The 14,509-nt window shown below is 60.2% G+C and carries 14 protein-coding genes; 11 read left to right on the forward strand and 3 right to left on the reverse strand.

Annotated elements, in window-relative coordinates; all coding sequences use genetic code 11:
* Positions 1-15: 15 nt before the first annotated feature.
* A complete protein-coding gene (locus HB633_RS15445) occupies positions 16-1,725 on the reverse strand; it encodes a glutamine--tRNA ligase/YqeY domain fusion protein (protein WP_213778930.1) in 1,710 nt (569 codons plus the stop codon).
* Positions 1,726-2,056: 331 nt separating this feature from the next.
* On the opposite strand from HB633_RS15445, the gene HB633_RS15450 reads away from it, so the two are divergent.
* From HB633_RS15450 to HB633_RS15500, 11 genes are all read left to right on the forward strand, one after another.
* Positions 2,057-2,266 carry an ornithine acetyltransferase gene (locus HB633_RS15450; protein ID WP_213778931.1) on the forward strand — a complete coding sequence of 70 codons (210 nt, stop codon included), beginning with the start codon at positions 2,057-2,059 and terminating at the stop codon, positions 2,264-2,266.
* Between the two features lie 566 nt (positions 2,267-2,832).
* Complete coding sequence (alaS, locus tag HB633_RS15455) at positions 2,833-5,457, forward strand: alanine--tRNA ligase (RefSeq protein ID WP_213778932.1); 2,625 nt, start codon at positions 2,833-2,835, stop codon at positions 5,455-5,457.
* 165 nt (positions 5,458-5,622) lie between these two features.
* Entirely contained in the window at positions 5,623-5,859 is a 237-nt protein-coding gene (locus tag HB633_RS15460) for a hypothetical protein (RefSeq protein ID WP_213778933.1), read from the forward strand.
* Between the two features lie 121 nt (positions 5,860-5,980).
* Positions 5,981-7,015 (forward strand): low specificity L-threonine aldolase, encoded by a 1,035-nt coding sequence (locus HB633_RS15465; RefSeq protein ID WP_213778934.1) that lies wholly within the window; start codon positions 5,981-5,983, stop codon positions 7,013-7,015.
* A 25-nt stretch (positions 7,016-7,040) separates the two neighbouring features.
* A complete protein-coding gene (locus HB633_RS15470) occupies positions 7,041-7,571 on the forward strand; it encodes an NUDIX domain-containing protein (protein WP_213778935.1) in 531 nt (176 codons plus the stop codon).
* A gap of 81 nt (positions 7,572-7,652) precedes the next feature.
* Positions 7,653-8,807, forward strand: coding sequence for an iron-containing alcohol dehydrogenase (locus HB633_RS15475; RefSeq protein ID WP_213778936.1), 1,155 nt, complete (start codon positions 7,653-7,655; stop codon positions 8,805-8,807).
* A 3-nt stretch (positions 8,808-8,810) separates the two neighbouring features.
* Positions 8,811-9,248: a thioesterase family protein gene (locus HB633_RS15480; RefSeq protein WP_213778937.1), complete on the forward strand. Its 438-nt coding sequence runs from the start codon at positions 8,811-8,813 to the stop codon at positions 9,246-9,248.
* Positions 9,249-9,259: 11 nt separating this feature from the next.
* Positions 9,260-10,210 carry a branched-chain amino acid ABC transporter permease gene (locus HB633_RS15485; protein WP_346730318.1) on the forward strand — a complete coding sequence of 317 codons (951 nt, stop codon included), beginning with the start codon at positions 9,260-9,262 and terminating at the stop codon, positions 10,208-10,210.
* A complete protein-coding gene (locus tag HB633_RS15490; RefSeq protein WP_213778938.1) occupies positions 10,197-11,357 on the forward strand; it encodes a branched-chain amino acid ABC transporter permease in 1,161 nt (386 codons plus the stop codon). Before HB633_RS15485 ends, HB633_RS15490 begins: the two co-directional genes overlap by 14 nt.
* Positions 11,354-12,091, forward strand: coding sequence for an ABC transporter ATP-binding protein (locus HB633_RS15495; RefSeq protein ID WP_213778939.1), 738 nt, complete (start codon positions 11,354-11,356; stop codon positions 12,089-12,091). The genes HB633_RS15490 and HB633_RS15495 overlap by 4 nt, the downstream gene beginning before the upstream one ends.
* Positions 12,088-12,792, forward strand: coding sequence for an ABC transporter ATP-binding protein (locus tag HB633_RS15500; protein ID WP_213778940.1), 705 nt, complete (start codon positions 12,088-12,090; stop codon positions 12,790-12,792). Before HB633_RS15495 ends, HB633_RS15500 begins: the two co-directional genes overlap by 4 nt.
* 4 nt (positions 12,793-12,796) lie before the next feature.
* Here HB633_RS15500 and iolB read toward each other — a convergent pair whose 3' ends face one another.
* Both iolB and iolE read right to left on the reverse strand, forming a co-directional pair.
* Complete coding sequence (iolB, locus tag HB633_RS15505) at positions 12,797-13,606, reverse strand: 5-deoxy-glucuronate isomerase (RefSeq protein ID WP_213778941.1); 810 nt, start codon at positions 13,604-13,606, stop codon at positions 12,797-12,799.
* Positions 13,603-14,508, reverse strand: a complete 906-nt coding sequence (iolE, locus tag HB633_RS15510; RefSeq protein ID WP_213778942.1) for a myo-inosose-2 dehydratase — start codon at positions 14,506-14,508, stop codon at positions 13,603-13,605. Before iolE ends, iolB begins: the two co-directional genes overlap by 4 nt.
* Position 14,509 lies beyond the last annotated feature (1 nt).

Consider the following 14,509-nt stretch of genomic DNA (forward strand, 5'->3'; position numbering starts at 1 on the left):
TAAATCCCGCCGGCCTCAAGCCGGCTTGCCCCAGCTATCCCGCAAGCTGACGATACGATTGAACACCGGCACGCCCGGTTTCGAGTCGACCCGGTCAGCCACAAAGTAGCCATGCCGTTCGAACTGGTAGCGATCTTCGGCGTTGGCATTGCGCGCCGACGGTTCGAGATACGCACGGACAATGCGCTTTGAGTCCGGGTTCAACGCATCGAGAAATTCAGCGCCGCCGGCTCCCGGTTGTGGTTCCTTGAAGAGGCGATCGTAGAGACGGACTTCGGCTTCGTACGCGTCTTTTGCGCTGACCCAATGAATCGTGCCCTTGACCTTGTAGGCGTTCGCGCCTTCCGTGCCCGATTTGCTGTCGGGGAAATAATTGCAGTGCACGGCGGTGATGTTGCCGTTCTCGTCCTTGTCCGCGCCGGTGCATTCCACCACGAAGCCGTATTTCAGCCGCACCTTGTTGCCCGGGAACAGACGGAAATAGCCCTTCTTCGGCTCTTCCTGGAAGTCCTCGCGCTCGATCCACAATTCCCGCGAGAACGGGAACTCGCGCACACCGCGATCCGGATGGTGCGGATGCACGGGCGCGCTGCACGTTTCGCTCGTGCCTTCCGGATAGTTGTCGATGATCAGCTTCAGCGGATCCAGCACGGCGATCGAGCGTGGCGCTTTCTCATCCAGGTCGTCGCGCAGCGCGCCTTCGAGCACGCTCATGTCGATCCACGAATCGACCTTCGTCACGGCCACGCGATCGCACATGAGGCGAATGCTTTCGGGCGTGAAGCCGCGGCGCCGGACGCCCACGATAGTCGGCATGCGCGGATCGTCCCAGCCTTCCACGTGGTTTTCATTCACCAGTTGCAGCAGCTTGCGCTTGCTGGTGATCGCGTACGTCAGGTTCAGGCGCGAAAACTCGATTTGCTGCGGCAGGGGACGGGTGAACTTGCCGTCGTCGGCGAGTTGATTGAGGAACCAGTCGTACAACGGACGATGATCCTCGAATTCGAGTGTGCACAGCGAATGCGTGATGTTCTCGAGCGCGTCCGATACACAATGCGTGTAGTCGTACATCGGATAGATGCACCACGTGTCGCCGGTCCGGTAATGATGCGCGAAACGAATCCGGTAGATCACCGGGTCGCGCATGTTGAAATTCGGCGATGCCATGTCGATTTTCGCGCGCAGCACGTGTTCGCCTTCCTTGAATTCGCCGGCTTTCATGCGGCGAAACAGGTCGAGATTTTCTTCGGGCGTGCGGTCACGGAACGGCGAATTCTTGCCGGGTTCCTGCGCGGAACCGCGCGTCAGCCGCATTTCCTCGGCTGTTTGGCTATCCACATATGCTTGACCGCGCTCGATCAGCAGTTCGGCGAATTCATAGAGCTGGTCGTAGTAATCGCTCGCGAAGTACAGGAATTCCTGACCGTCCTTATTCCAGTCGAAACCGAGCCATTTGACGGCGTCGATGATGGAATCCACGTACTCGACGCTTTCCTTTTCCGGGTTCGTATCGTCGAAACGCAGGTGGCAGACGCCGCCATAATCACGCGCGATGCCAAAATTCACGCAAATACTCTTCGCATGGCCGATGTGCAGATAACCGTTCGGCTCGGGCGGAAAACGCGTCTCGACCCGCTGCGACCATTTGCCGTTGCGGTTATCTTCGTCAATGATATTGCGGATGAAATTATTTACCGCCGGGGCGTCGTTGCGATCGGTGTTCATGCGAAATAGAAGGAGAGCTGACGAGGGCGCTAGCGTTCGAAGACGTGCGGCTTGCGTTCGGTAAGACTGAATTGATCCAACGATTCTACCTTAGCAACCGGCCCGGGGCAGCGCGGGCCGGGATTTTGCCGCGATGTGCGGGGCGGGTGCGACATGTTTCTTATCTGGTGCGAACGCACGGCGTTTCAATACCGGATGTATCGAGCGTAACGGGAGGTAAATCGCATTGTCGGTAATGATGAGACGATTTTAAGATAGCTTCGCGTTCTGAAATAATGAGATTGAAAGGTTCGGGGCGCGGCGTTCTGACAATAAAAAGGAAGGTTCCATCATGAACAAGATCACGCGGGTATCGATTCGGGTTGCTGCAGTTGCGACGTTGATCGCGGCAATGTCAGGGTGTGCGATGAGTCGTACGCAAGCGCACGCGGGGATTGGGGCTGCGGCCGGCGGGGCGTTGGGATACGTGTTGACGGGCGGGCCGTTGGGGACGGTTGCCGGGGCGGCGGCGGGTGGACTCGTCGGGGCGGGGGTTAGGTAGGTTTTTTTGCGCGGGGCTGGAGTCGGGGGTTGGTGCCGGGATGCTGCTTTTTCGGTCTTCGCGCGTTATATCTTGGGCGTTTTCTTTAGCACTGTTAGCCACTGTGCGTGGCGGCACTTCATTTCTTTGTCCAAACGGCGACAAAGAAACGGAGCAAAGAAAACGCCTTTCAACAATCGGCTCATAAGTGTCCCGAGCGTGCAGTTATGACGATTTGGGACCCCAAAAGCACGCTCGGCGTATAACCCCGGACCGTTGAAACCCTCCCCCTCCGGTCACAGATACCCACACGCTTCGCCACCAGTGTGGGTAGCCGTTAATACGGAAGCCTGGGTTGTGCCTATTTACCCGTGAACGCATGGTTTGGTCGTGATGGTCCCCGGAATAGGCGGAATTGCCCCGACACAGCACCGAACCGCAGTTCCCCGGCCGCCGGGCGCCAGCAAAATCCGCCGCCCATTCCCGTATAATCGACAATCCCGAATCTGGCCCCGGCTGGTGTTCATCGGCAGAAGTCGAAGCCTTGCCGTGCGCCGCAGCCGTACAAAACAGCAGACCCGCAAGCCATGAAAGCCGCCGACATCCGCGAGAAATTCCTCAAGTTCTTTGAATCGAAGGGCCACACGATCGTGCGCTCGTCCAGCCTCGTGCCGGGCAACGATCCCACGCTGCTGTTCACAAACTCCGGCATGGTCCAGTTCAAGGACGTATTCCTCGGCACCGAATCGCGCCCCTATTCACGCGCGACCACGTCCCAACGCAGCGTGCGCGCCGGCGGCAAACACAACGACCTCGAAAACGTCGGCTACACAGCCCGCCATCACACGTTCTTCGAAATGCTCGGCAACTTTTCGTTTGGCGACTATTTCAAGCGCGATGCAATCCACTACTGCTGGGAACTGCTGACCAAGGTCTACGGCCTGCCGCCGGAAAAACTCACGGTCACGGTCTATCAGGAAGACGACGAAGCGTTCGCCATCTGGGAAAACGAAATCGGCGTGCCGAAGGAAAGAATCATCCGCATCGGCGACAACAAGGGCGCGCGCTACGCATCGGATAACTTCTGGACCATGGGCGACACCGGTCCGTGCGGCCCGTGCTCGGAAGTGTTCTACGATCACGGCCCGGAAGTGTGGGGCGGCCCGCCAGGATCGCCTGAGGAGGACGGCGACCGTTTCATCGAGATCTGGAATCTCGTGTTCATGCAGTTCAACCGCGAGGCCCAGGGCAACATGACCAAGCTGCCCAAGCAAAGCGTCGATACCGGCATGGGCCTCGAACGTCTCGCCGCCGTGCTCCAGCATGTGCACAGCAATTACGAAATCGACCTGTTCCAGTCGCTCATCAAGGCCGCAGCCCGCGAAACGGGTACGCCGGACCTCACGAACAATTCGCTGAAGGTGATCGCCGACCACATTCGCGCATGCTCGTTCCTGATCGTCGACGGCGTGATTCCCGGCAACGAAGGCCGTGGTTATGTGCTGCGCCGTATCGTGCGCCGCGCGATCCGCCACGGTTACAAGCTCGGCCGCAAGGGCGCGTTTTTCCACAAGCTCGTAGCCGATCTGGTCGAGCAAATGGGCGCGGCCTATCCGGAACTGAAGGACGCCCAGACGCGCGTCACGGATGTGCTTAGACAGGAAGAAGAGCGTTTCTTCGAAACCATCGAACACGGCATGTCGATGCTCGAAACAGCGCTGGCCGAACTCGACGCAAAGGGCTCGAAGCAACTCGACGGCGAACTCGCGTTCAAGCTGCACGACACGTTCGGCTTCCCGCTGGATCTGACGGCGGACGTGTGCCGCGAGCGCGGCATCACGGTAGACGAAGCTGCGTTCGATGAAGCCATGGCGCGTCAACGCGAACAAGCGCGTTCGGCTGGCAAGTTCAAGTCGGCGCAAGGCCTGGAATACGCAGGCGAGAAAACCACGTTCCACGGCTACGAGAACGAGATTTTCGATGACGCGAAGATCGTCGCAATCTATGTAGACGGCGTTTCGGCAAAAGAAGCGCAGCCGGGCCAGCAGGCCGTCGTCGTGCTCGATCACACGCCGTTCTACGCGGAATCTGGCGGGCAGGCCGGCGATCAGGGCGTACTCGCGAACGCCGCGGTGCGCTTTGCAGTGGCCGATACGTTGAAGGTCCAATCGGACGTCGTCGGTCATCACGGCTCGGTCGAGCAAGGCACGCTGAAAGTGGGCGACGTGGTCAAGGCGGAAATCGATACGATTCGCCGTTTGCGCACCGCCCGCAATCACTCGGCAACGCACCTGATGCACAAGGCGTTGCGCGAAGTGCTCGGCAGCCATGTGCAGCAAAAGGGTTCGCTCGTCGATCCCGACAAGACCCGTTTCGACTTCGCGCACAACGCGCCCATGACGGACGAACAGATCCGTCGCGTGGAAGAAATCGTGAATGCGGAAGTGCTGGCGAACGCGCCGGGCATCGTGCGCGTGATGCCGTACGACGAAGCGGTGAAGGGCGGCGCAATGGCGCTCTTCGGCGAAAAATACGGCGACGAAGTGCGCGTGCTGGATCTCGGCTTTTCGCGCGAGTTGTGCGGCGGTACGCACGTGAATCGCACGGGTGATATCGGCTTGTTCAAGATCGTGATGGAAGGCGGCGTCGCGGCGGGGATTCGTCGCGTGGAAGCCATTACCGGCGACAACGCCGTGCGTTTCGTGCAGGAACTCGACGCGCGGATCAACGCGGCATCGGCGGTATTGAAGGCGCAGCCGTCGGAGCTGACCCAGCGCATCACGCAGGTTCAGGAACACGTGAAATCGCTGGAAAAGGAACTCGGCGCGCTGAAGTCGAAGCTGGCATCGAGCCAGGGCGACGAACTGGTGTCGCAAGCGGTCGAGATCGGCGGCGTGCATGTTCTGGCTGCGCAATTGCCGGGCGCGGATGGCAAGACGCTGCGCGAAACCGTCGACAAATTGAAGGACAAGTTGAAGAACGCGGCTATCGTTCTCGCTGCCGTCGATGGCAACAAGGTCAGCCTGATTGCAGGCGTGACGGCGGAGGCATCGAAAAAAGTGAAGGCGGGCGATCTCGTAAATTTCGTTGCTCAGCAGGTTGGCGGCAAGGGCGGTGGCCGGCCGGACATGGCACAGGCGGGCGGCACGGAACCGCAGAACCTGGCTGCAGCGCTGGCAGGTGTCAATGAGTGGGTCAAAGGAAAGCTTTAACCCGCCGCGAGGCCAGATTGAAAGCCCGCCATTGCGCAAAGCACGGCGGGCTTTTTCGATTGCGAACGCACTATTTGCAAGCCGATCGACAGGTACGTCACTTGCGGTTCCTTGCGTCAGCGCGGACACGAAGTCCCGCGCATTGACTACAAAAGGAACACGTTCATGAACAAGAAATTTGTCTCGCTCGCACTCGCGTCCTCGATGCTCTTCACCACCGGCGCGGTCTATGCCAAGGGATGTCTGGAAGGCGCGGCAGTTGGTGGCGTGGCCGGTCACGTCGCGGGTAAGCACGGCGTGGTGGGTGCAGCCGGCGGTTGCGCAATCGGTCATCACGAAGCCAACAAAAAGGACAAACAAGCACAGCAATCCGCGGCAGCGAGCCAACCCGCCGCCAAGTAATTCGGATTTGTCTGTATCCGGGCGATGAAATCCGCGGCGGCGTCTTATTGACGTCTCCGCGAGTCTGGACGCGAACCGCTAAAATAACGGCCACGTCCACATCGCTCCGGCACCAGACCGCATGCAACATTTCGCCTCCGACAATTACGCCGGCATCTGCCCCGAAGCGCTGGCTGCGCTGATTGACGCCAACAATAGCGGCCACGAACCCGCTTACGGCGACGATTCCTGGACGCAAGGCGTCTGCGATCGCATCCGCGATCTTTTCCAGACAGACTGCGAAGTCTTTTTCGTCTTCAACGGCACGGCCGCCAATTCCCTGGCCCTTGCTTCGCTCTGCCAGTCCTATCATTCGGTGATCTGCCACGAACTTGCGCACATCGAGACCGATGAATGCGGCGGCCCGGAATTCTTCTCCGGCGGTTCGAAATTGCTGACGGCGCCGGGTATCGATGGAAAACTCACGCCGGATGCCATTGAAGCAATCGTCACGCGTCGCGCCGATATCCACTACCCAAAGCCCAAGGTCGTCACGCTCACGCAATCCACCGAAGTGGGGACCGTGTATAGCGTCGAGGAGATTCGCGCGATCGCGGCCATTGCCAAGCGACGGCATTTGAAGGTGCATATGGACGGCGCGCGCTTTGCGAACGCGGTGGCGTCGCTGAACGTGCATCCATCGGAAATCACGTGGCGCGCAGGTGTCGATGTGCTGTGTTTCGGCGGCACGAAAAACGGCTTGCCGGTTGGCGAGGCGGTGATCTTCTTCGATAAAGCCCTGGCTGTCGATTTTGCGTATCGGCTCAAGCAGGCGGGGCAACTGGCGTCGAAGATGCGCTTTATTTCCGCGCCCTGGCTCGGCCTTCTGAACAACGATGTCTGGCTGCGCAATGCGCGTCACGCCAACTCGATGGCTCAGCTGATGGCCGACCGCCTTGCCGATATTGAAGGCGTGAAGGTCATGTTCAAGCCGCAATCCAACGCCGTGTTCGCCGAACTGCCGCCGCACGTGGCGCAGGCGCTACGCACGAAGGGCTGGAAGTTTTATCAGTTCATCGGCTCGGGCGGCTGCCGGCTGATGTGCGCGTGGGACACGCTGCCGGAAACGGTGGAACAATTCACTGCCGAAATCCGCGCGCTTTGCGCCGCTCGTTGAGTTCTCGACATCACGGAATTTACCCATGATCGAATACCATTTCTGTCCGCGCGATGCGAATAAGCTGGTCGAACGTGCCGATGCCGCCCACGAAGGCGGCCGCGTGCGGCTCGCGTGCCCGGACCCGGAGTGCGGCTTCGTTCACTGGAATAATCCGCTGCCGGTGGTGGCGGCTATCGTGGAATACGAGGGCAAGATCCTGCTCGCGCGCAACGCGGCGTGGCCCGAAGGCATGTTTGCGCTGATCACGGGCTTTCTGGAGAACGGCGAGACGCCCGAAGAAGGCATCGCGCGGGAAGTGCTCGAGGAAACATCGCTGGTTGCGCAATCCGTGGAACTGGTTGGCGTGTACGAGTTCATCCGCAAGAATGAGCTGATCATTGCGTATCACGTGAAGGCGAACGGAACGATCGCGCTGTCGCCGGAATTGCTCGAATACCGGCTGGTCGAGCCGCCGAAGCTAAGGCCGTGGCGCGCGGGAACGGGACACGCCGTTGCCGAATGGATGCGCAGGCGCGGGTTGGCCGTCGAATACGTGGACCGGCCGGGACAGTAGGCGCGCTCGCGGGTCTGCGTGATTGACGGACTCTCCCTGCACTCCTAACATGCCTGACGCAGACTACAACGGGGACACGTCATGGCTTTCATCTTTTATCTCACGCATATTCATCTCGGCTTCGACGCGCTCGCCTCACTCGATGGCGAATGTGCGCGCATTGGCATCAGGCGGCCGCTGATCATCACGGACAAGGGCGTGCTCGCGGCAGGCCTCGTTTCGCAGACCGTCCAGGCGATGACCCTCGACGCCGGCGCGGTTCCCATCTTCGATGAAACCCCGTCGAACCCAACCGAAGCCATGGTGATGAAAGCCGCGGCGCTCTACAAAAGCGAAAAGTGCGACGGCTTGATTGCGGTGGGCGGCGGGTCGTCCATCGATCTGGCAAAGGGCGTGGCGATCGCCGCGACGCATCCGGGCACGCTGACCGAATACGCGACCATTGAAGGCGGCAGCAACAGGATCACGTCGGACGCTGCGCCGCTGATCGCTGTTCCGACCACCTCCGGCACGGGCAGCGAAGTGGCGCGCGGCGCGATCATCATTCTCGACGATGGCCGCAAGCTCGGCTTCCATTCATGGCATCTGCTGCCGAAATCGGCGATCTGCGATCCGTCGCTGACGCTGGGCTTGCCGCCCATGCTCACGGCCGCGACCGGCATGGATGCGATCGCGCATTGCATCGAAACGTTTCTTGCGCCCGCGTTCAATCCGCCTGCTGACGGCATTGCGCTGGATGGGCTCGAGCGCGCTTGGGCGAATATCGAAAAAGCGACGCACGATGGCCAGGATCGCGACGCGCGCCTGAACATGATGAGTGCCTCCATGCAGGGCGCGATGGCGTTCCAGAAGGGTCTTGGCTGCGTGCATTCGCTTTCGCATCCCATGGGCGGACTGGTCGTGAACGGACGTACCGGCTTGCATCACGGCACGCTGAACGCCGTGGTTCTTCCAGCCGTGCTGCGCTTCAACGAAAGTGCGCCGAGCGTGATCGCTGAAAACCGTTTCGCACGCATGCGCCGCGTGATGAATCTCCCCGCTGGCGCCGATGTCGCTCAAGCCGTTCATGACATCACCGCGCGTCTTGGCTTGCCAACGCGTTTGTCGCAAATGGGCGTGGAAGAGAACATGTTCGACAAGGTCATCAAAGGGGCGCTCGCCGATCATTGCCACAAGACGAATCCGCGCGAGGCGAGCGCGGAGGATTATCGGCGGATGCTGCAGGAGTCGTTCTGATTCATGACGCGACCTGTACCCACGAAGCGCGCGGATTATCCGCATTTTCTCTCGATCAACACGCGCTGGTCCGACAACGATATCTACGGCCACGTGAACAACGTGGTGTATTACAGCTACTTCGATACGGTGGTGAACGAGTATCTGATCCGCGAAGGCGCGCTGGATCTGGAAGCCGGCAAGACGATCGGCCTCGTGGTCGAGACGCATTGCAGCTACTTTGCGTCGCTGGCGTTTCCTGATCGTATCGATGCCGGTCTGCGCGTCACGCAGCTTGGCACAACGAGCGTGCGTTATGAAGTCGGCATCTTCAGCGCCGGGTCTGAGCGACCGGCCGCGCAAGGGCATTTCGTGCATGTCTATGTGGATCGCGATACACGCCGTCCGGTGCCGCTGCCCGATGCGCTCGTTGCGGCGCTCAAGCCGCTCGTGAACGGGTAGGGCCGCGCAGCGTGGACGCGTTCGTTCAGTGGTTCGCGATCAACCTTCTGAATGGCGTGAGCGTCGGGTTGCTGCTGTTCATGCTGTCGGCGGGATTGACGCTGATCTTCAGCATGATGGGCGTGATCAACTTCGCGCACGCGAGCTTTTATATGCTCGGCGCGTATGTGGGTTACGCGCTCGCGGCGCATTTCGGTTTCTGGTTTGCATTGATCGTTTCACCGATGATTGTTGGCGCGCTCGGCGGGTTGTTCGAGCGCTTCCTGCTTCGTCGGATCGAAACGCGTGGTGCACTCGCCGAATTGTTGCTGACGTTCGGCGCGGCGTATTTGATCGCCGAAGCGGTCAAGCTTGTCTGGGGGCTCGCGCCGCTCAACGCCGCTGTCCCTCCTTCTCTCGATGGTCCTCTCTTCACGCTCTTCGGCGCGGCTTTTCCGCGTTACCGCGCGTTCATGATGGTCGTATCCATCGCGATGCTTGTAGCGTTGTACACAGTGTTGCATGTATCGCGGATAGGACTTGTGGTGCGGGCCGCGCTGACGCATGCAGCGACAGTCGAGACACTCGGGCACAACGTGCCCTATGCGTTCACGCTGGTCTTTGCTGCCGGCACGGCGCTCGCCGCGCTCGCCGGCGTGATCGGTGCACCGCTGTTCGTGATCGAGCCTTCGATGGCCGAGAACATCGGGCCGATCGTGTTTGTGGTTGTCGTCGTGGGCGGCCTGGGTTCCATTGGCGGGGCGCTCGTTGCGTCGATATTGATCGGGTGCGTGCAGACGTTCGCAGTCGGCACGACGATGTCGCTGGGAATCATCTCGAAGGCGATGGGCGCCGAGTTGCCGCCGGCCTGGGCGGCGTTGAGCGTCGCGCAGATCGCGCCCGTGTTGCCTTATGTCCTGCTGGTTGCAATGCTCGTGCTACGGCCACGCGGGCTCTCCGGACAACGGGATGACGATGCTTGAGTTCAGGCGCCTGACACCATGGCTGCTGCTCATAGCGGGTCTCGCGTTGCCGCCTGTGTTCAGCTCACAAAGCTGGCTGCTCGCGTATCTCGCACAGACGGCGACGATGATCGTGTTCGCGCTTTCATTCAATCTGCTGCTTGGCGAAACAGGATTGCTGTCGTTTGGTCACGCCGTGTACGCGGGTCTTGGCGCGTTTGCCGCCGCGCATTTCTTCAATCGATACCACTTGCCCCTGCCGTTGTTGCCGCTGGTCAGCGGTCTTGCCGCGGCGTTTGCCGGCATCGTATTCGGCTTCTTTTCCACGCGCCGCGCCGGCACCACGTTCGCGATGATCACGCTCGGAATCGGAGAGCTGGTTGCGGCGGCTGTGTGGCTCGTGCCGGGATGGTTCGGCGGCGAGGGCGGCGTTTCCATCGATCGTGCGAGCGGACCCGCGGTTCTGGGTTTGACCTTCGGACCCGCGATTCAGGCTTATGCATTGATCGCGATCTGGTGCGTGCCTGCATCTCTCTCGATGTACAGGTTCTCGCGCATGCCGTTTGTGCGTGTCGCGAATGCCGTGCGCGATAACCCCGTGCGTGCCGCTGCCATTGGTTTCGATCCGCGCCGTGTGCGCTTTGTCATGGTTATCGTGGCGGCGTTTTTTGCGGGCGTGGCGGGGGGGCTTGGGCTCATCAACGTGGAACTGGCATCGGCGGAAGGCGTGGGGCTGGCGCGCTCGGGAAGCGTGCTGATTGCGGTGGTTATCGGTGGGACCGGGGTATTTTTCGGGCCCGTGTTGGGCGCGGTTCTGCTTACGTTCTTTAGCGTGGCGGTGGCGAGTGTGTCGCCCGCATGGGCGGCCTATCTCGGCTTGTTTTTTGTGTGGGCCGTGGCCGCGGCGCCGAGGGGATTGTCGGGATTGTTGGTTGAACAATCACGCGAACTTTCAGCTCCTGTTGCATGCGCGTCTCTAGCATGGTTGATAGCGATTGTGATCGCGGTAGAACTCGCTTACGCGCTGCAATTTGATAGCCACGGCGACGGCTTCGCGCATATTGCAGGATTGCTGCTTGACGCTCACCGCGCCGGTCCGTGGTGTCTCGCGTTGTTCAGCGCCGCGATTGCCTTGGTGCTCACAAGAGTTTCACGGAGCGCACGATGAAAACCGCGCTCGAACTCAGGCAGATCACCAAGCGCTTTGGAAATACGGACATATTGCGAGGCATCGACCTCGACATTCGCAAAGGCGAGCGTCATGCGTTGATCGGTCCGAACGGCGCAGGGAAATCGACGTTGTTCGATCTCATCGCGGGACGTACGTTGCCGTCGAGCGGCCAGGTCATATTGGACGGCGTGAACGTTACGGGATTGCCGGCTCATCGGCTTGGACGTATGGGACTCGCGCGCAGTTTCCAGACATCACGCGTATTCGACGGCCTGAGCGTGTGGGACAACGTTCAGTGTGCGGTGCTCGGTGCCCAGGCGTCGTGGTTGGCCAGATGGTTCGGGACAAGCGGGATCGATCAAGAAACTCGGCGTGTTGTCGATGCGATCGGATTGTTGAAGCGCCGCGACCAACCGGCATCGGGTCTCAGTTATGCAGAGTTGCGCGCGCTGGACCTTGGCCTTGCACTTGCGTCGGGCGCGTCGACATTGTTACTCGATGAACCCACCGCCGGCATGAACCGCTCGGAAGCGGCGCGCGCGCTTGCGCTGATACGCGAGACCACGCAAGGCAAAACCTTGCTGATAGTCGAGCACGACATGGAAGCCGTTTTCGCGCTCGCCGACAGAATTTCGGTGCTCGTTCAAGGCCTCGTAATTGCAACAGGAACGCCGGATGAAATCGCCGCCGACAATGACGTTCGCACGGCCTATCTCGGTGACGCATCATGACGGTACTGCTTGAAGTCGAAAATCTGAACGCATGGTACGGCGCAAGTCAGGTGCTGCGTGGTTTGAGTATGAGCATCAACGAAGGGGAGGTCGTCGTGCTTGCCGGACGCAACGGATCGGGGCGCTCGACGCTCGCAAAAGCGCTGCTGGGACTCGTGCGGGCAGAAGGCGTGGCGCAATTTCGCGGCTTGTCGATCATTGGAGAACGACCTTATGTCATTGCGCGGATGGGACTCGGTTACGTGCCCGAACAACGCGACGTGTTCCCCACACTAAGCGTTCGCGAGAACTTGCTGCTTGGCATGAAGCGCGGCGGTTCACGTTTCAGCATCGCCGATGCGGAAGAACTTTTCCCGGTCCTGCAGGAGCGCAAGGCGGTCAAAGCGGGTTTGCTATCGGGCGGCGAACAGCAGATGCTCGCGCTCGCGCGTACCTTGATGGGCGACCCGTCGTTCGTGATCGTCGATGAACCCACGGAAGGGCTCGCGCCGCAAATCGTGACGCAGGTTGCCGCGTGTCTCAAGAGCCTGCAAGCGCGAGGCGTGGCAATCCTGTTGATCGAGCAACGCATGACGATCGCGCGTGAACTTGCGACGCGCATTGCGGTAATGGGGCACGGCGCGATTGTGTTCGATGACACCCCCGATGCGCTCGCCGCCAACGAGCGCATCACGCGCGAATGGCTATCCGTCGGCAGTTGAAGAGTCAAGAAGCCTTGCTATCCCGCTCCACGATCCACTCGTGCTTGGGATCGTTCTTGAAGTGCCACGTGCGTTTGTCGCCGGCCATCACGTTGAGATAGTAGTTGTCGTAACCATACGGCACCACGACCGGATGATAACCGCGCGGCACCATGACCACGTCATGATCTTCTACGGCCATGGTTTCATCGATATCACGTTCGTCGGTATAGACGCGCTGGAACGCAAAACCTTGCGGCGGGTTCAGCCGATGGTAATAAGTCTCTTCAAGCGAACTCTCCACCGGCACGTTGTCCTTGTCGTGCTTGTGCGGAGGATAGCTCGATGCATGTCCGCCCGGCGTCTTCACTTCGACGACAAGCAGGCCTTCGGCGTCTTCGGTTTGCGGAAGAATATCGCATACGTATCGCGTATTTGCGCCTTTGCCGCGGGTCGAACGTTTCATTTGCGATGGCTCGATGAGACGCGGCGGATACCTGCCCGTAGCGGGCGCACTCGCAACACCGATCTCTGCATCCCGGTCCGCGCGCACGGTCGCGGCCATCTTCGGTGGCAGATAAACGGCGTAGGGCGCGGTGTCTTCGAACACGCTGTCACGCGAACCGAGTTTCTCCCACTTTTGATCGCCGGCTTCAATGCTCACTGTCCCCGACAATACAACGATACACACCTCGCGTTTCGCCTCATGCACATGCACGATATCGCCGGTTTCGAGCCGATAAGCCGCAAATCCCACGTGCTTCCACAACGCGGTTTCCGGCGTGACGCGCGCGATGGTCTGACCTTCGCGCGATGCCTTGACGAGCAGGCTCATGCTGCCTCCTGAAGTGATTGATCAACGAGCGCGCGCAGCGTCTTGTAGCCTTTCTCGGCGTACGCGTAACTCGTTGCGATAACGGGGTCCTGTTCAGCCTCGACCACGAGCCAGCCGCTGTAGCCGTGCCGTTTCAAGCGCGCAATGATCGATGGAAAATCGACTGCGCCATCACCTGGAACTGTGAACGCGCCGTTGATGACCGAGTCGAGAAAACTCCAGTTGCGGTTGCGCGCAAGCTTGACGATGTCCGGCCGAACGTCCTTGCAATGGACGTGGCATACGCGTCCGATGTGTTTATCGAGTACGACGAGCGGGTCGCCGCCGGCGAACGTAATGTGCCCTGCATCGAAGAGCAGGCCGACCGAATCGTTGGTCAGGCTCATCAGCTTGTCCACGTCCGCAGGCGTCTCCACGTACGCGCCCATATGATGGTGATACGCGACGCGAACCCCTTTGGATAAGGTGTATTCAGCAAATGTGTTCAGGCGTTTTGCGTATTCGGTCCAGCGGTCTTCCGAGAAAAAACGCGGACGTTGATAGAGCGGTCGCGGCGAGCCTTGAATTGAATCCGCGACTTCGCCGTAGACCATTACCGTGGCTCCGTTCTTCGCGAGCAGTTCGAGATGCGGGCCCACGGCAGCTATCTCGTCCTCCGCACTACGCTCGGCGAGTCGGCCGGAATACCAGCCGGAGACCAACGCCAGATCGTAGTCACCCAGCAGTTTTTTCAACGCGTCCGGTTCGCGCGGAAACTTGTTGCCGAGTTCGAAGCCATCGTAGCCGATCTTCTTCCCTTCGGTGAGCGCAACGCTCAACGGCGTCTCGCCGCCGAGCGAGGGAAGGTCGTCGTTCATCCATGAAAGCGGATTGATGCCGATTCGTACATCGAACGTGCTCATC

The organism is Caballeronia sp. dw_276, from assembly GCF_018449635.1.
Taxonomy (GTDB): Bacteria; Pseudomonadota; Gammaproteobacteria; order Burkholderiales; family Burkholderiaceae; genus Caballeronia.

What these genes read in the sequence shown, in the direction of transcription:
- iolE (WP_213778942.1), bottom strand. Translation starts at nt 14,508, where the DNA reads ATGAGCACGTTCGATGTACGAATCGGCATCAATCCGCTTTCATGGATG.
- iolB (WP_213778941.1), bottom strand. Translation starts at nt 13,606, where the DNA reads ATGAGCCTGCTCGTCAAGGCATCGCGCGAAGGTCAGACCATCGCGCGC.
- HB633_RS15450 (WP_213778931.1), top strand. Translation starts at nt 2,057, where the DNA reads ATGAACAAGATCACGCGGGTATCGATTCGGGTTGCTGCAGTTGCGACG.
- HB633_RS15470 (WP_213778935.1), top strand. Translation starts at nt 7,041, where the DNA reads ATGATCGAATACCATTTCTGTCCGCGCGATGCGAATAAGCTGGTCGAA.
- HB633_RS15465 (WP_213778934.1), top strand. Translation starts at nt 5,981, where the DNA reads ATGCAACATTTCGCCTCCGACAATTACGCCGGCATCTGCCCCGAAGCG.
- alaS (WP_213778932.1), top strand. Translation starts at nt 2,833, where the DNA reads ATGAAAGCCGCCGACATCCGCGAGAAATTCCTCAAGTTCTTTGAATCG.
- HB633_RS15445 (WP_213778930.1), bottom strand. Translation starts at nt 1,725, where the DNA reads ATGAACACCGATCGCAACGACGCCCCGGCGGTAAATAATTTCATCCGC.
- HB633_RS15460 (WP_213778933.1), top strand. Translation starts at nt 5,623, where the DNA reads ATGAACAAGAAATTTGTCTCGCTCGCACTCGCGTCCTCGATGCTCTTC.
- HB633_RS15500 (WP_213778940.1), top strand. Translation starts at nt 12,088, where the DNA reads ATGACGGTACTGCTTGAAGTCGAAAATCTGAACGCATGGTACGGCGCA.
- HB633_RS15475 (WP_213778936.1), top strand. Translation starts at nt 7,653, where the DNA reads ATGGCTTTCATCTTTTATCTCACGCATATTCATCTCGGCTTCGACGCG.
- HB633_RS15490 (WP_213778938.1), top strand. Translation starts at nt 10,197, where the DNA reads ATGACGATGCTTGAGTTCAGGCGCCTGACACCATGGCTGCTGCTCATA.
- HB633_RS15480 (WP_213778937.1), top strand. Translation starts at nt 8,811, where the DNA reads ATGACGCGACCTGTACCCACGAAGCGCGCGGATTATCCGCATTTTCTC.
- HB633_RS15495 (WP_213778939.1), top strand. Translation starts at nt 11,354, where the DNA reads ATGAAAACCGCGCTCGAACTCAGGCAGATCACCAAGCGCTTTGGAAAT.